The 17,660-nt window shown below is 47.5% G+C and carries 12 protein-coding genes; 5 read left to right on the top strand and 7 right to left on the bottom strand.

The annotated features are described in order from the left end of the window. Positions 1–104 precede the first annotated feature (104 nt). The 3 genes from uvrB (at position 105) to ASD40_RS37145 (ending at position 5,451) form a co-directional block, all read left to right on the top strand. The gene (gene uvrB / locus ASD40_RS10575; RefSeq protein ID WP_057303267.1) at positions 105–2,102 is read left to right on the top strand and encodes an excinuclease ABC subunit UvrB; all 1,998 of its coding nucleotides are present in this window, start codon (positions 105–107) and stop codon (positions 2,100–2,102) included. 37 nt (positions 2,103–2,139) lie between these two features. Beyond that, positions 2,140–5,022: an excinuclease ABC subunit UvrA gene (gene uvrA / locus ASD40_RS10570; protein WP_057303266.1), complete on the top strand. Its 2,883-nt coding sequence runs from the start codon at positions 2,140–2,142 to the stop codon at positions 5,020–5,022. A gap of 270 nt (positions 5,023–5,292) precedes the next feature. Continuing rightward, a complete protein-coding gene (locus ASD40_RS37145) occupies positions 5,293–5,451 on the top strand; it encodes a hypothetical protein (RefSeq protein WP_156389965.1) in 159 nt (52 codons plus the stop codon). A gap of 6 nt (positions 5,452–5,457) precedes the next feature. Here the strand turns inward: ASD40_RS37145 and ASD40_RS10565 are convergent, their stop codons facing one another. Beyond that, a complete protein-coding gene (locus ASD40_RS10565; protein WP_057303265.1) occupies positions 5,458–5,679 on the bottom strand; it encodes a hypothetical protein in 222 nt (73 codons plus the stop codon). A 158-nt stretch (positions 5,680–5,837) separates the two neighbouring features. On the opposite strand from ASD40_RS10565, the gene ASD40_RS10560 reads away from it, so the two are divergent. Then, positions 5,838–6,038 (top strand): DUF2759 family protein, encoded by a 201-nt coding sequence (locus ASD40_RS10560; RefSeq protein ID WP_057303264.1) that lies wholly within the window; start codon positions 5,838–5,840, stop codon positions 6,036–6,038. Between the two features lie 183 nt (positions 6,039–6,221). On the opposite strand, the gene ASD40_RS10555 is transcribed toward ASD40_RS10560, so the two are convergent. The 6 genes from ASD40_RS10555 to ASD40_RS10530 form a co-directional block, all read right to left on the bottom strand. Then, positions 6,222–7,190: a sugar phosphate isomerase/epimerase family protein gene (locus tag ASD40_RS10555; protein ID WP_057303263.1), complete on the bottom strand. Its 969-nt coding sequence runs from the start codon at positions 7,188–7,190 to the stop codon at positions 6,222–6,224. Positions 7,191–7,238: 48 nt separating this feature from the next. Next, on the bottom strand, positions 7,239–8,393 hold the full coding sequence (locus tag ASD40_RS10550) for an MBOAT family O-acyltransferase (RefSeq protein ID WP_057303262.1): 1,155 nt from the start codon (positions 8,391–8,393) through the stop codon (positions 7,239–7,241). A 142-nt stretch (positions 8,394–8,535) separates the two neighbouring features. Further along, positions 8,536–9,447 (bottom strand): hypothetical protein, encoded by a 912-nt coding sequence (locus ASD40_RS10545; protein ID WP_327205282.1) that lies wholly within the window; start codon positions 9,445–9,447, stop codon positions 8,536–8,538. 523 nt (positions 9,448–9,970) lie between these two features. Beyond that, on the bottom strand, positions 9,971–11,170 hold the full coding sequence (locus tag ASD40_RS10540) for a hypothetical protein (protein ID WP_235549215.1): 1,200 nt from the start codon (positions 11,168–11,170) through the stop codon (positions 9,971–9,973). Between the two features lie 7 nt (positions 11,171–11,177). Beyond that, positions 11,178–11,435 carry an acyl carrier protein gene (locus ASD40_RS10535; protein WP_029194863.1) on the bottom strand — a complete coding sequence of 86 codons (258 nt, stop codon included), beginning with the start codon at positions 11,433–11,435 and terminating at the stop codon, positions 11,178–11,180. 55 nt (positions 11,436–11,490) lie between these two features. Next, positions 11,491–14,727: an FG-GAP repeat domain-containing protein gene (locus ASD40_RS10530; protein WP_063870755.1), complete on the bottom strand. Its 3,237-nt coding sequence runs from the start codon at positions 14,725–14,727 to the stop codon at positions 11,491–11,493. Between the two features lie 249 nt (positions 14,728–14,976). On the opposite strand from ASD40_RS10530, the gene ASD40_RS10525 reads away from it, so the two are divergent. Continuing rightward, complete coding sequence (locus ASD40_RS10525; protein WP_057303307.1) at positions 14,977–17,529, top strand: DUF3656 domain-containing U32 family peptidase; 2,553 nt, start codon at positions 14,977–14,979, stop codon at positions 17,527–17,529. The last annotated feature ends 131 nt before the right edge of the window (positions 17,530–17,660 follow it).

The following is a 17,660-nucleotide window of genomic DNA, read 5'->3' as shown; positions in this document are numbered from 1 at the left end:
GACTTCCCGGTTTCGTTCAAGATTCGATGCCGAGTTGCTTCCTGAATGACTTTGTTATGAGAGTCAACTTTTTAAACAACCACTATAAGTGTAGGTGATTATTGATGAGTGAACTTGTAATTAGTTCTAAGAAGTTTGAACTTGTATCCGATTTTTCTCCGCAAGGTGATCAGCCTCAAGCGATTGAGGAAATTGTTCAAAGTATACAAGCGGGAAATAAGCATCAGACGCTCTTGGGTGCGACGGGAACGGGAAAAACGTTCACAGCGGCGCAAGTCATTGCCAAATTGAACCGTCCAACCCTAATTATTGCGCATAACAAAACGTTAGCCGCACAGTTGTGCAGTGAATTTAAAGAATTCTTCCCTCATAATGCCGTCTCCTACTTCGTTAGTTACTATGATTACTACCAACCAGAAGCCTACATTGCCTCCTCTGACACCTACATCGAGAAAGATTCCAGCATCAATGAAGAGATTGATAAGCTTCGTCACTCAGCGACAAGCTCGTTATTTGAACGCCGTGACGTTATTGTCGTGGCGAGCGTGTCGTGTATTTACGGCTTGGGTTCGCCAATTGAATATGGCAATATGCTGCTTTCTTTACGTGTAGGGATGGAGAAATCACGCAATGAGATTTTACACAAGCTCGTGGATATTCAATATCAGCGGAATGATTTGAATTTTGTGCGCGGCACGTTTCGCGTGCGCGGAGATGTTGTTGAGATTTTCCCAGCGTCGCATGGCGAGCAAGCGGTGAGAGTTGAGTTGTTTGGTGACGAAATCGAACGGATTACGGAAATTAATGTGCTCACCGGCGAGATTATCGGCGAACGCGAGCATATCGCGATTTTCCCAGCGTCTCACTTTGTGACGCATGAAGATACGATGAAACGCGCTCTCGTGAATATTGAACGTGAGCTTGAGGAGCGTCTTGCTGAGCTGAAAGAGCAAGGGAAGCTGCTCGAAGCACAAAGGCTTGAACAGCGGACTCGTTACGATATGGAAATGATGCAAGAGATGGGCTTCTGCAATGGGATTGAGAATTACTCAGGACCGCTGACTTTCCGTGAGCGAGGGGCTACGCCTTATACACTTTTGGATTATTTCCCGGACGACATGCTCTTTATGGTCGATGAATCTCATGTGACTTTGCCGCAAATTCGCGCGATGTACAATGGAGATAGAGCGAGAAAAGAAGTATTGGTTGATCATGGTTTCCGTTTGCCATCTGCACTGGATAACCGACCTTTACGCTTTGAGGAGTTTGAGGAGAAAGTCAGCCAAATTTTATATATATCAGCTACGCCTGGACCTTATGAGCTGGAACATTGTCCACAAATGACACAACAAATTATTCGTCCTACAGGGTTACTGGATCCTATTATTGAGGTAAGACCAACCAAAGGACAAATTGATGATTTAATAGCGGAAATTCATGATCGAATTCGTAAAGATGAGCGGGTGCTCGTTACTACCTTAACGAAAAAGATGTCGGAAGATTTAACCGATTACTTTAAGGAAATAGGGATTAAGGTTCGATACTTGCACTCGGATATCAAGACATTTGAACGTATGCAGATTTTACGTGATTTGCGGTTGGGGACTTTCCATGTTCTTGTGGGGATTAACCTCCTCAGGGAAGGGCTTGATTTACCTGAGGTTTCGTTGGTCGCTATTCTAGATGCGGACAAAGAAGGGTTCCTACGTTCGGAACGATCGCTGATTCAAACCATCGGCCGTGCCGCGAGGAATTCAGACGGACGTGTCATTATGTATGGAGATAAAATAACAGACTCCATGCAGAAAGCGATCTATGAGACGAGTCGCCGTCGAAGTTTGCAAGAAGCGCATAATGAGAAGCTGGGGATCACACCGCAAACGATTGCCAAGAAAATTCGCGATGTCATTGAGGCTACGAAAGTGGCTGAACAGAAAGCGGATTATCTGGCTGATGTGAAGGGTGCGAAGATGTCGAAGAAGGATCGCGCGTCGCTGATCGAGCGTTTGGAAGGCGAGATGAAAGAGGCTGCGAAGAACCTGCAGTTCGAACGTGCCGCGCAGCTGCGTGATGCTATTATGGAAATGAAAGCTGACGCCTAGAAGGGGCTTCAGCTTCACATAGGAGAGGAAGGGTACTGTGTCTAGAGATCAAATCGTCATTAAAGGAGCGAGAGCTCATAATCTGAAAAATATCGATGTCACGATTCCGCGTGATAAGTTTGTTGTTCTCACAGGCTTAAGTGGATCAGGGAAATCTTCGCTTGCCTTTGATACGATTTATGCGGAGGGGCAGCGCAGATACGTTGAATCTCTATCTGCCTATGCCAGACAATTTCTAGGGCAAATGGATAAGCCGGATGTAGATTCGATTGAAGGTCTATCCCCGGCTATTTCCATTGATCAGAAAACAACAAGCCGTAATCCGCGTTCCACGGTTGGGACAGTAACGGAGATTTACGACTATTTGCGCTTACTATATGCTCGAATTGGACGTCCGCACTGTCCGACCCATGGTATTGAGATTACATCGCAAACCGTGGAACAAATGGTGGATCGCATTATGGAGTATCCGGAACGAACGAAGCTCCAGATTCTAGCTCCCCTTATTTCAGGACGCAAAGGCGAACATACGAAGCTGCTTGCTGATATTCAAAAGCAGGGATTCGTCAGGGTGCGTGTCAACGGTGAAACGGTCGATCTCGCTGAGAAGATTGAGCTCGACAAAAATAAAAAGCATACGATTGAGGTCGTTGTTGACCGTATCGTGATCAAAGAGGATGTTCAAACTCGTCTTGCGGATTCACTGGAGACAGCGCTCAAGCTGGCGAATGGCCGGGTAATCGTTGATATCATTGACAAAGAAGAGCTTCTTTTTAGCCAGAACTTAGCCTGTCCGGAGTGCGGCTTCAGTGTTGAAGAATTAGCACCGAGAATGTTTTCGTTTAACAGTCCCTTTGGCGCTTGTCCCGATTGTGATGGACTAGGCAGTCAAATGATTGTTGATCCTGATTTACTTGTTCCTGATATGAAGCTAACGATTGAAGAGGGAGCGTTCGAAGCTTGGGCCGGCAGCACTTCCAACTATTACCCGCAGTTTCTTGCTGCGGTTTGTGAACATTATTCCATTCCGCGCAATGTGCCTGTTTCTGAGATCAGCAGTGATCAAATAAAGGTTATCCTTTATGGAACAGGCGGGGAGAAGATTCGCTTCCGCTACGAGAATGATATGGGAGCGAGCAAGGAAGCGTTGGTTCCTTTCGAGGGTATCATTCGCAACTTAGAGCGCAGATTCAAAGATACGTTCTCTGAGGGGATCAGGGAGCATATCCAGACGTATATGAGCACGAAGCCTTGTCCGAAGTGTAAAGGACAGCGTCTGAAGCCCGAAACGTTAGCTGTGACGATCAATGGCAAAAACATTGCGCATGCAACTTCCCTTTCAATTGGTGACGCTGAGGAATGGTTCAAAGGGCTGGACTTGAATGAACGTGAGCTGACGATTTCCAATTTGATTCTCAAAGAAATCAGATCTCGCCTGGGGTTCCTTGTCAACGTGGGTCTTGATTACTTAACGATGCATCGTGCTGCAGGTACGTTATCGGGTGGAGAAGCGCAGCGGATTCGCTTGGCTACACAGATCGGTTCTAGTTTGATGGGTGTCCTTTATATTTTGGATGAGCCTAGCATTGGGCTTCATCAAAGAGATAATACGCGTCTGATTCAGACGCTCGAACATATGCGTGATCTCGGCAACACATTAATCGTCGTGGAACATGATGAAGACACGATGATGGCTGCGGATTACATTATCGATATCGGTCCTGGTGCCGGTATTCATGGCGGACAAGTTATTGCGGAAGGTACGCCTACAGAGTTGATGAAAGACGAAAACTCTCTAACAGGACAATACCTTAGCGGCAAACGTTTCATTCCTATTCCAGCAGCGCGACGCAAGCCGAATGGGAAATGGATCGAGGTCAAAGGCGCCAAAGAAAATAATTTGCGCAACGTCTCGGCTAAAGTGCCACTCGGAGTATTCACCTGTGTAACAGGGGTATCCGGTTCAGGCAAAAGTACGTTGATTAACGAGATTTTGTTCAAAACCTTGTCGCGTGATTTAAACGGAGCTAAGGTGCGTCCTGGTGAGCACAAGGAAATTGTGGGACTTGAACACATTGATAAAGTCATCGACATTGACCAATCACCGATTGGCCGCACGCCACGCTCGAATCCAGCGACGTATACCGGTGTGTTTGACGATATTCGTGATGTTTATGCGAATACGAACGAAGCCAAGGTTCGCGGTTACAAGAAAGGCCGCTTCAGCTTTAACGTGAAGGGCGGCCGCTGTGAGGCTTGTCGTGGAGACGGCATCATCAAGATCGAGATGCACTTCTTACCAGACGTGTATGTGCCTTGTGAAGTCTGTAAAGGCAAGCGGTACAACCGCGAGACGATGGAAGTGAAGTACAAAGGCAAGAGCATTTCCGAAGTGTTAGAAATGACGATTGAGGACGGCTGCGAGTTCTTCAAGAACTTGCCGCGTATTCATCGTAAGCTGACGACACTTCTAGATGTGGGCCTGGGCTACATGACCCTCGGCCAGCCAGCTACTACGCTGTCCGGCGGCGAAGCCCAGCGTGTGAAGCTTGCGGCGGAGCTGTACCGCCGCAGCACAGGCAAGACGATCTACATCCTGGATGAGCCCACTACGGGGCTCCACATCCACGATATCGATCGTCTGCTGAAGGTGCTTCACCGTCTCGTTGAGAACGGTGAAACCGTACTTGTCATCGAGCATAACCTCGATGTGATCAAGACGGCGGACCACGTCATCGATTTAGGCCCCGAGGGTGGTACCCGCGGAGGACTGATCGTGGCAGCCGGTACGCCGGAGGATGTCGTGAAGGTGGCCGGGTCCTACACCGGCCAGTATTTGAAACCGATCCTTGAACGGGATCGGGAGCGCTCTGAGAACTATGCGAAGCGCCTTGAGGTGCTAGAAGAATCAGTAGGTTAGTCAGTTACCCGAATAAGCTTGGCTCACGATACAAGAGATCGTGACGCCAAGCTTATTTTGTTCTTTTTGTCACAATTCCGACTAACATACCTTTAATTTTGTTAAGACTTAATAGAATGATACAAGCTTCGACAATTTAACCCTCTATCACAATGAGGGAGAATAGACCTATAATTAGGTTATAAGTTGCATACGAAAATATCCCTATTACTAACTATCCATGATTGAGGATATAAGCAGTATAATCTATCTACTTTATGGAGGCTTGTTATGAAACCGACGTTAGAGTTACAAGAGATTGTTTCTGCTTTAGGTATTGATCCTTTTCGATTCTTAGCTTGGCAGGAGAAAGAATTAGCAGAAAAACTACAAAACGTATACTTAGAGGAGCATAAAGAATTCGACCCCGTGTACGGACTAGTCGTTTAAGAAATGTTACTCTAAGAAAACATAGAACCCGAAACGTCCCTTGATAGGGATGTCGGGTTTATTTTTTATTTTGGCCGCTGATGTATAAGTCATGAGTTGAATCTCAATATGCTCGGAGTTATAAATACTCGAAGAGATGGACATTTTATACTTACGAGGCAGGTATGAGAAAACACGATTTATCAAAAAGAAATCATTGATTTGATGTATGAGCTTCGTTGAATCCATCCATTCATGGCCTTATCATATGGGTCAAGGCCTGCAAAAGGTGACAAACTTGTTACACATCAGTGTAATCACTTGCATCTATTGCCCAATCAAGCTAACATAGAATTAAAATAGCAGGACGTGTGCCTTGCACCGAGTTACTATAAGGAGGTTTCACCATGTTATTAGCGGAAGCAGCAGCAACAACAAGTACGTATACAAGCTTTGATATTTACGTTTTGATCTTCACGGTTGTCATCGCCATTGCGGTTATTAGACAGTTGATCAACCCTCGAAGAAATTTGTTTGCCCTTGGGTTTGCGGGAATTTCCTTGATCGTATTCGGCATCATGGATTACGTTATGATCAGCGGCTGGTAAATCAGAGCAAAACAAGATAAAAGCCCGCAGGACCAAGATCGTAAGATCAACGGCGCCTGCGGGCTTTTTTGATTTATTTAAGTAGCTGAGAAAGTATAAGTTTTATTACACTTCGCGTCATCAGTCTTGACAAACTCGCTCGTCCCAGAAGGACGACGGAGTCGTTTATCCTTGAGCGAATGCTTATACCCACCACATTTCACCAAGAGGTTCCTTGATGAGCACTTGTTGCAGATTTTGCACCGCTTTGGAGAATCCTTCTTCTACGGACATCAAACCGTCTTCGTGCTCGATGCTCACGACATAGTCGTAACCAACAAGGCGCAGAGCGCTAATGATGTCAGCCCAAACTTTCATATCATGACCATAACCAACAGAGCGGAACTGCCAAGCGCGGTCAAGCATGTTAGCGTAGGATTGCATGTCTGTTACACCATAGCGGTTCACATTGTTAACATCAAGAGATGTATCTTTGGCGTGGAAATGGTGAATCGCTCCGGCACGGCCAAGAATTTGAACAGCTTGAACAGGATCGATTCCTTGCCACCACATATGACTCGGGTCAAGATTCGCGCCGATCGCATCACCTGCTGCTTCGCGCAGACGAAGGAGAGTTGCTGGCGTATGTACGGAGAAACCGCCGTGCAACTCCAGACCAATTTTAATATTACGGTCGGAAGCGTACTTGCCTGTCTCTGTCCAGTAAGGAATAATTTTGTTCCCCCACTGCCAGTCCAGAATCTCTTGGAAATCGTTCGGCCAAGGCGCTACCGGCCAGTTCGGATACTTCGCATCCTCATGGTCACCAGGACAGCCTGAGAACGTATTAACCACAGGTACCTCTAAGCGCTCAGCAAGATCAATCGTTTGTATGATAGCATCATGAAACTCTTTAGCAATGTGTTTTTGCGGGTGCAGCGGGTTACCGTGTGCGCTAAGCGCGCTGATTGTCAAACCGCGGGATTCCACCGCATGTTTAAATGCTTTTAATTTCCCTGCGTCTGCGAGAAGTTCGCTTGGGTTGCAATGAGCTGTACCGGGATAGCCCCCTGTACCAATTTCAACAGCATCTAAGCCTTTCGCAGCAATGTAATCCAACGCTTCCTCGAAAGGTTTTCCACCGAACAGAACCATAAAAACGCCTAACTTCATTAGGTACACCTCCATAAATGGTAAACAACCACACAAATTATACCACTATCATCCAGTAAAATGAAGCAAGCCTTTATAGATCCGAAGTACCGTCTCATAATTGGAGCTGTAGATAATAACCGAGAACGTAACTAATGCTTGTGTAACGAAACAACGAAAGTAGAAATAGGTTTTGGATACTTTCTTTTTATTAACGGTAGTGATTTTAAAGATATTTTCGATGGCCAGAATAATCCCATGATAGAGCCCGTAGAAGAAATAAAGCCATGTAAAGCCATGCCACAGACCAATCAAGACCATAATCAGAACAGACAAGCTGGAGGCTACCCAGCGGGATGGAGCAGTACGGGAGAAGAACATGAAAATATGATCTCGGAAAAAATCACCTAACGTCGCGTGCCAATTTCGCCAAAACTGTGTCATGGAAGGTGAGAAGAGAGGACGCTTGAAGTTCTCAGGCATCGTATAGCCCATCAATCGCCCAAAGCCGATCGCCATATCGGAATAACCGGAGAAATCAAAGTAAATGAGTGCATAGAACCAGATCAATAGAAATAACGACTGATGAGTGTGCAAATCCTGCTTTAGCACTTGATCGAAAACGCTGGTCATCCAGGTGACCACAACAATTTTCTTAAACAAACCTAAAATGATCCGTTTCACACTATCTTCAAAAAGAGCGGCGTCTACGTTGTAAGGCTTTTTGCTATCGGCCATGAAATCACGGAATTTTAAAATCGGTCCCGATGTAAAAGTTGGAATGAAGAGCAGGTAATTCGCGTAATCAATGGCTGGAACTTGACCTTCTTTACCGAAGAAATAAGCAAAATAATAAGCATCGATCACTTTAAGAACGTTATAAATGAGGCCTAAATAGATGATAGCATCGAACAATGGATTGTGAAAAATGTCCATGACGAAAAGCCGGACACCGAGAAACACACCGACAACATTAGCGGCAATCGCGAAAATAAAGGTCGCTTTACGCCAGAACGTTGTTCGGCATAGATAAACAAAGCCAGCATAATTAATGATCGTGAAAGCAGCATAGAAAATAAGCAGCTTCTGGCTAAACAGCAGCAGAAAGCAGAGGCTGAAAATAATCATCAGAATGCGTTTGTTATTAGCCCACTTACGGGTGAGCATCAGAACGGCAACCATGCCAATCATAGCGATAATTGCGTTCATGTGCATATAAAACATAGCTATAGAACTCCTCGCTTCGAAAGCTTGATCAGTCTCATCTTAGACTTCTAGAAGATTTAGAAATACTAGAATTTCTCGTAGATAAACAAGCCCTTGCCAGTAAAATAGATGAAAACCAAATACAGCATCACGAGATAGATTAGGACTTCGATGGTTTTCCTAAGGATTTTAACCATGTGTCTACCTCCTTTGTAAATAGCGGCGCGCCCTCTTCGCGGTTCAAGTGGACAAGGTCATGGAAATAGCGTGGATCGTATTTGTGCAGCAAATCCAGCGTAGGCACATTCGCAGCTTGCAGCTGGCGATTTGCCTCTTGCATCAAGGAGGCGACGTAAGGCGGATCCGCATAGCCTTTGTTCCACGGCATCCAAATCACACGCAGAGGAAGTTGATGCTTATTCGCATACTGGATAACCCATTGCAGAGCATCCAAATTTGCCTGAAAATCTTTCAGTGTCATGGAACCAAAGCGCTTGTCGTATTCGGTCCATTTCGTCTTTAGGAAAGCATCGTCTTTGCGACCGGGGTACAGCTCTTTATCAATCCAGCGAGGCTCATAGGTTAGGCTGCCTTTACTCAAATTACGAGCAAACTCTTCACCGGAATCCCGGAAATAGTCGCGGTACGTGTAAACATAAGGCTGATACCAGGGTTTGAACCATTGATAGGTTGGATCGGTTTCAAGTGAGTCCAGCATGGTGTGAACATCAATGCCAATCACAAGCTCATCCTTCACCTGGTAAAGGTTACTCGATAGGATGGCTTTCAGGTCGGTTAGCTTTCCATAGGAAAGTCCCATCTCAACCAAATGGGCTTCGGATTTCTCTTCGATATACGCACCCGTGACGGAGGAATTACCGAAGAAAACTGGACCCGATTGGGACCAGCCGTGGTGGTAGAGCGTTTTGGTAAAGTCGTTTTTGTAAAAACGGCGCGAGCTAACCATCGGGTTCCACCAAGAAATGAGCAGGTCGGAGACGACGATTGCCAGCAGCAGGCCGAGTACGAAACTATTTTTTTTGAGAAATGCAGCTACTTTCAACGGTATCACTCATTATCTTTGTATAGGATGGACGCTTCATAACGTCTGGCTTGCCATGGAGAACGCATGAAGCATTAGTTGGCCCACAGTTGACAAGGAACTGTATATCGTACAGCTAATGTCGGTGTGTGGGCCATGTGATGTTACTTGGGGTGTAAACGTGCAACAAGCTAGCAAGACCGTCGTCCCAACTCGTGGTGAAGTTGCATTTTGTGCAACAATTCTTTTAAATCCTTAAGCATATTGGCTATATGTTGTAAAAAATACAACAATTCAAAGAGATTTTCATCAATCAGGCGTTTTGGAACAGAATTGTTGTAAGAAATGCAACTTTGCTGCTGGTAAAGGCCGCTTTATCGAGATATTGTTGTACAAAATGCAACTTAGACGGTCGAGGAATCAATCGTCAAGGTTCACTTGGCGAGGATCATTCATCGGGATTCATTATCGATGGTTATACATCAATGATCCATCAGGGGATCTGCTTATGGTCGACATAGCAAAGTAGTTACGGATAGAACAGAAAAGGCACTTACAGCGCCTTCTCCTGCCAAGCATGGTACTGCTCACGGAATGTAGCAGGCCACTGCTGTTCATCGAGACCGTACTGTGCCAAGAACGCGAACGCCCAGCGCTCGATACCAAAGCCTACACAGCCTGTAACGGCGTTGCGCTTGCCCATTTTAATATTAAAAGCATTTCCGAACGTGTTGCTATGGAAATTTACAGAGGAGCAGGCGATTGATTTCTTCACATGAGGAATGCTCAAGCGCAGCTCATATTTCATCTCTTGATTGCGTTGGAAGGACGCTTTCACTTGGAAATCGTTCGTGAAGAACGGGTCGTTGGCGATCTCCATCATGCTGTCCACGTTCCACTCAACGGCAAGCTCTTTCAGATATTCAATCGATTTTAGGCGATTTTCTTTGACGAAGTCTGGTTTACCGACGAAAATAATTTCGCGCATCGAGAAGTCGAGCAGACGACCGAAATCGGTGTGGTTTTTGGACTCGAATCGGTGACATTTCGCAATGGCTGTAACGACGATGCCGTCACCCTCAAGCGTTTCATTCTCTAGGCCTTCATAGCAGTGGTAACAAGTAGAAGGATTCATCATGAAGTTCGGCTTCACCATATTGTTATCAAGCGCCAATGGCTGTTCTTGGTTCCAACCGCCAGCTTCGCGGATCGATTGGGAGAAGGATTCGATGACATCCAAATCCTCACGCAAATGAGTCACGAAATGAATGTGCTCCGGGAAAGAAGTGAAGTGATTTGTTTTATTCAAAGTGTGACTATGAATGACAGCTGGATAAGACTCTTCCTGCATGCCTTCGAAACGCTTGGCGATCTTTGTAACGAAAGAATAATCCAAGAAACGCATTAAGCTGGAGAAAGGCTCACGGAAAATAAAAAGGCCGGGCTCCAACACTTTAATTGCTTTACGCTCTACAAGCTCAGCGATAATATCGCCTTCATAGGGAGTATCGACTTTGTTCTCGAATAGAATGTTTTCCTTGAAGCCGAAATCACCGTGCGAGAAGCGTTCAATAAGACGCTGAACCCGTTCTGTAATACCTTCGTTTCCATTCGGAGAGTTATGGGTAATGATAATGTGACCATCCACAAGGGCAATATCCTGAATATGCTCATCGGCAAAGGCGGACGCGTATTTGACTTGTCCATGCTGACTTTCAGCCAGGCCTTCTAAAGAAATTTTACATGTCAACATGAGTGGGTTACCTCGCAGTCTTCTTGGAAATAAAATCGGCAATTTCGCTTACCGTGTTCATAGAGTACAGCATTAAATCTTGATTCGTCACTTGGATGCTGTACGTTTTCTCAATATGGGCGATGAGCGCTGTGGCTCCGATGGAGTCAATGAACCCATAATCAAACAGATGAACATCAACGTCAAAATCATCGTCATCCTCAGCAATTTCATAACGCTCGCGAATATGCTGTTCAAGCTGCGCTAATAATTCTTCATTAGACATGTTGGAAAGCCTCCTGGTTAATTTAAAAGTGGTCATTAGATAAAGGAATGTTAGTTCACTTTGCTGTAAAAGTAAGTGTCGTTAAATCACCGTATCGGGTGATGTTGTACATATGTGTTTGGGAGTCATGCTCGATCTTGGCATCGGATCCGTCGAAAAGTAGCTCCGTAGGACTGAATACCTTCACTTGCTGCAGACCTGCTGATTTCAGGACCAATTGATGAGTGTTTCCTTGCTGTGTCAGCTCAAAAGGGACATTAGAACGTACGACGTGGAACTTTTCCTTGGTCACTCCAATACCGATGGAGGATGGCTTAGCCAAACCTACATAGGATTGGTTGTCAATTGTCGTGTAAATATCCGAATCACTTTGTAGGGAGTATAGGGCAAGTTTTTCACCCTTTTCGATGACAACACCAAGTGTTGCAGCATACTCACCAGCCAAGCTTGGCACCTTGTTGGTATTCGGTGTCAAAGTGGCGTGAAAGTGCGGACTGCTGCCTGATAAACGATCTTTCAGCTTGTCCCATAAGTAAGAAGCCCATGACTGACTAATACGAACTTCGCTTTTCATAGCGGTTAAGAATGACTTCGCCATCTGTGTTTCGGTCATAAAATTATAATCATGCTTCATACGAAGTTTATTAAAGTAATCAGCAAAATTGGTTAAGTCGGCAACCAAAGACGGTACGGGAAAATGGTACTCGATGTGCTCGAAATAATCAATCGGCATATCCAATTTAGCCATTGATTCGAAAACGTCCGTCGTTGCATAATCTCCTGTCCGCAGTACCGGCGTCGGTGTATGAATCAGCATCGTATGATCTGTATTCCCTTGTTTATCCTGTAATAGGAAGGGAAGCGACCAAATCTCTTCGGGACGTGAAATAACGGGCGAATCGGGTGATAAGAATCCGAAATTGTACCATAATCCTTGCTGATGTTCAGTTTCCAGTGTTTGCTGTTGATCTATGTTATTGATGCGCCACGTGTGTTGGTTCGTTCCAGGGTGCAGCCAAGGGATACCGAGCTTATCGAAAGCTTTCTTGTGAAGGAAAAGCTCGGTACGTTCCTGTTCAGCACTTTTGAAATTATGCACGAACATGTGCGGATCGATTTGTAAATGATTGTCACGCGCGTATTGGATGAACTCCTGGAGCTCCGCTTGATAAGGAAACTGCGGGTCGTCGATCGAAACGGGGGACCCGAATTCGATACCGCCGACGACCAGGTCGTCTTTGCCGTCGTGATTAAGATCTATCCAAAGCGGGACGGAGTAGTGGCCGGCAACCAAGGCGTGATCGCCGACTTGGTTCAGGGTTGTGCCCTGTAGGGGACCCTCATCTGCCCAAGCGCCAGCGCCTTCTTGGGTGAAAACCTGTAGGTCCCCGTCACTGCTGCCGACTACGAGATCAAGTCGGCCGTCGCCGTTGATGTCACGCACGGATGGTGCGGCGTGCGTGGCTTTGTTCGGCAGCGTGATGATGGCGCTGCCTTGGTTTAGGGTGAGGCCCGCTGCGCTGCGGCCCTTGTAGAGCCATACTTGTCCATCGGCTCCGCCTAGGACAAGGTCGAGCTTGCCGTCGCCATCGACGTCGGCGACGAACGGCGCTGCAGGCCCTCCGGGCAGCTGCAGCGGCTTCCCACCCGCGAGCAGCACCGCGGGCTTCGAGAACCTGCCGCTAGCGAGCTGCGGCAGAAGCCGTACCGCCCCGGACTCGTCGGAGACGACGAGGTCCGTGCGGCCATCCCCGTTCACGTCTGCGGCGTGAACGGCACTGTAAGGGCCAAGCTGGAGCGGCTCGCCGGACTCCAGCAACAGCTTCACCGGCGCGCCGAACGTGTCCGGCAGCGCCAAGCCCTCTGGCGGCGGCTCACTCGTGTAGGCCGCCGCGTCAACACCTTGATTCGTGTACACATACACGAATCCATCCGAGCTGCCGACCACGAGGTCCGTGCGGCCGTCGCCGTTCATATCCGCGGCCGTCGGGTACGCGCGGTAAGGCAGCTCAATCGCGCTCGACAGATCGCGATACTGTGGAAACAAAGCCTGCCGCAGGGGCTTGCCAGCAGCCATCACGTGCAGCCCGCTCGCGTAACCCGAGCCAGGCAGCTCTCCGACGAACTTCGGCTGCGCGTTCGTTCCCGTATTGAGCTGCACCGTCACGCTCTCGCGCCATTGCCCCCAGTAGAAGGCGTTGCGTACGAGTGTAAACGAGGGGATCTCGTTATATTCCTTCAGCTTCTCCGCCCAAGCAATGCCGTCTTTCTGCTGAATTGCCGGCATCGCCTCAAAATGGTTCTGAAAGGCCATCGCAGGCCTTCCGTATGGGCCAAGAATTTTTTTAACACTGTAACCAAGTGTTTCTTTCGATACATAAGCCAGCAGCTCACTGCGATACTGCATGTTCGCTGCAGCAAAAGCAAAGTTAAAATAAGGCTCAATCGGTAACGTTTTTCTATTGAAATAAGTCGTTCCCGGAACCCGTTTCATTTCTGCTTGGAACTTTGCAGCCAGCTGTGAGAAGCCTAGCTTCGGATCCATACCGCTCATCATGTCGTAGCCTGTTAGGAAGTACCGGTTCGGCAGAAAGTTACTGCTGATCAGCACGGTGCCTTTTCCAACGCGGTTCTGCATAACAAGCGATACAGGCATCTTCGACTCCACAGGTTTATTCATTGCCACAATCGTTTGACCTGTGGAGGGATCGAAACCGTATCCGAGGTTAAAACCAGGTAGATCGTAAATTGTATTATGCTTAAGATAGCTTTGCGTAAATAATTGAAAGGTTTGTTGAATGCCCTGAAGATTAACTGGCACCTGCGGGTAGCTGAGAGATAGTGAATCCCCTGATAAGAAAGGTGAGCCAAATTTGTTCAGAGGTACCTTTTTTAAATCAACAATTCTGGCAGCTCCAAGAAAATCCAGCGGAAACCGGTCAGCAAACTCATTTTCCACTAATAAATGTCCGCCCTGCTTCACGAATGTGACAAGCTTCGTAACTTGCTCCGCCCACCCGGCATCTTGCGCAAGGGCAGGATCCAGATAAATCGCATTATACTTTCGAAGCTGGCTCGTTGTTAAGGAAGGCAGGTTTTGCTTGTCAATGTGAACGCCTGCTTGCAAGGTTTGCTGAAAATTTCCATAGGCTGCCGCATCATAAAGATCCCCGCTCGTCGCATAGAGGAGCTTGGTTTCATCTACTTTTGGCAAAAATAAAAGTAGGACAATGGTAAATAGGCTGACAAGGCCTAGTCCGATCAGTAGTTTAAGAACACGAATTTTCGACAAAACCAAAGGTATCCCTCAATTACTAAAAAGGTCACTATCCTTGCCATTATAGCATTCATAGGAAGCTTTGTTAACTTCTAAAGGGTTTGGTGTTGCGAGAGGAAACGTTTGGCAATCAGCTGTGGCTGTCGGATATTGGCTAAGTTTGTAATTACCCCCCGCCCTAGATTCCTACCTATCCTTTCTGTTACACTAAAGAGAAGACTTTGAGGTTTACCCGAGGATCTATTATTGAAAGGATTTGCTGCCATGCGTACGATACGCAGAGAAGATATAGAATTGTTGGCCCCTGCGGGGGATTGGGATTGTTTGAGAGCGGCTGTTGCCAATGGTGCGGATGCCGTGTTTTTTGGTGTGGAGAAATTTAATGCTAGGGCACGCGCGCATAACTTTACGATGGCTGAACTGCCGGATATTATGTCGTTCCTTCATTTATATGGAGTAAAGGGCTTTCTTACCTTCAACATCCTTGTGTTTGAGGAAGAACTGAATGATGCGAAGCAATTGATAGATGCATGTGTGGACGCCGGTGTGGATGCGGTCATTGTACAGGATCTTGGTTTGGTTAAAATGATTCGCCAAATCTCCCCCGATTTTCCGATTCACGGATCGACACAGATGACGATTACATCGCCTGAGGCGGTTGAATTTACGAAGCCGTTCGATATTGAGCGCGTTGTTTTAGGGCGCGAAAATAACTTGAAGCAGATTAAACAAATCGGCGATCAAGCGAAGCTTCCGATGGAAGTTTTCGTGCACGGTGCGCTTTGTGTATCTTATTCCGGTCAGTGTTTGACTTCTGAAATGTGGGGCGGGCGTTCCGCTAACCGTGGAGAATGTGCACAGGCATGCCGCTTGCCGTATGATCTGATGGTCGACGGCGTGCAAAAGCCGATGGGCGATGTCACGTATTTGCTGTCGCCAAAGGATTTGGCAGCGATAGAGATCGTTCCGGAGCTTATTGAAGCCGGCGTACGCTCATTCAAAATTGAAGGACGTCTAAAGACCCCTGAATACGTGGCCAATGTCGTGAGCAAGTACCGCCGTGCGATTGACCGCTATTTCGATGGGGAGGATGCTCGTCCGACCAAAGAAGAGGTTCGTGAGCTTCAGCAAAGCTTCTCGCGTGGATTTACGGTTGGCTTCTTGAATGGAACCAACAATAAGCAGCTTGTCGACGGCACGTTTCCGAAGAGCCGCGGGGTTTTCGTGGGCCGCATCAAGCAAATTTTGCGCGATGGCGTGATCTGTGAGCTGGAGGCGCCGCTCAAGCGCGGTGACGGTCTTGTTTTCGACGCGGGGGATCCGACGAAGAAGGAAGAAGGCGGGCGCATCTACGATTTGCGCCGCAAGGGAGAGAAGCTCGAAGGCGAAGCCGAGGGCGGACTCATCGAGATCATTATGGGACGCAATGATGTGGAGCTGGGCCGTCTGCATGTCGGGGACCGCATCTGGAAGACGAATGATCCGCAGCTTGACAAGCGCCTGCGCCAGACGTTCGAGACCGACAAGCCTTACCGGACATTCCCGGTCAGCGTGAAGGTAAGCGGCGTAGAAGGCGAGCCGCTCAAGAGCTGGTGGACGGATATTCAAGGCGGACATACCGTCTTCGTACAGTCCGAGCTTCCGCTCGTTCGCGCGGAGAAAAGACCGATGGACGAACAGCTCTTTACGGAGCAGTTTGGACGCCTTGGCGGCACGGTTTTTGAGCTCAGCCAGCTGGATCTACAGCTGACCGGTGAGCTGATTGTGCCAATGCGTGAGCTTAACAGCATGCGCCGCATGGCTGTGGAGCTGATGGAAGACGAGCGGCAGAAACCGCCTGCTTACATGAAGCGTGAAATCGGCGTGTATGACGACGTGATTCAGTCAGCTGCTGAGGCAGCTATCACCAACGCTGCCGCGAATGCTCCTGCGCTTTCCCTAGCGGAACGCAAGGCTGTGGAGCTTACTGCACTTTGCCGTAACCTGGATCAGGTGAAGGCTGTGCTTGAAACAACGGAAATCGAGTTTATTTATGCGGATTTCGAATTTATTAAGCAGTTCCCAGCGGCCGTGGAAGCCGTTCGTGCAGCCGGGCGCCGAATCGCCTTGGTGACACCGCGTATTCACATGCCAGGGGAAACGGGCTATTTTAACCATATATTAAAGCTTAATCCGGATGCGGTATTGATCCGTAATACGGGCGCAGCCTACTTCTTCTTGAAGCATCGGTTGGAAAATCCAGACGCGCCGAAACCGCAGTTAATCGGGGATTTCTCGCTCAATGTGGCCAACCACAAAACGGCTGCCTTGTTCCTAGAAGCGGGCCTTTCGAAGATTACGCCTTCGTACGATTTGAACATTCAGCAAATGGTCGATTTGCTTCGTCGTGCTGAGACCTCGAAGCTTGAGGTTGTTATTCATCAGCACATGCCGATGTTCCATACGGAGCACTGCGTGTACTGTACGTTCCTGAGCGAGGGCACTAACTTTACAAACTGCGGTCGTCCTTGTGAGGATCACAGCGTTTCTTTACAAGACCGTGTCGGAATGTCTCACCCGGTGCGTGTCGATGAAGGCTGTCGTAATACGGTGTATAACGCGGTGGACCAATCTGGTGCCGAGTACTTGAGTCATTTCATGGATTTAGGCATCCGCTCCTTCCGTGTTGAGTTCCTTGAAGAGACGCCAGACAAGGTGCGCGAAATTCTCGACTTGTACCGTCGCGCGATTGATGGTGAGATTAGCGGTACGCAAGTATGGCGTTCGTTGAAAGCGACGAACCAATTAGGTGTTACTCGCGGTCAGCTGGTGAAGTAGAGGATCAATAGTGTATTAAAACAGACTCAGTGCCGCATAGGTACTGGGTTTTTTGTTGTTCTCTCGAAGGTAAGGAAAAGCGGACTCTTAAATGTTTCCTTCATTTGTTGTCACTTGTTTGATGTCCTGAA

Origin of the sequence: Paenibacillus sp. Root444D2 (assembly GCF_001426375.1) — a bacterium.
Lineage (GTDB): Bacteria > Bacillota > Bacilli > Paenibacillales > NBRC-103111 > Paenibacillus_E.
This window is presented reverse-complemented; position numbering and strand designations above follow the sequence as displayed.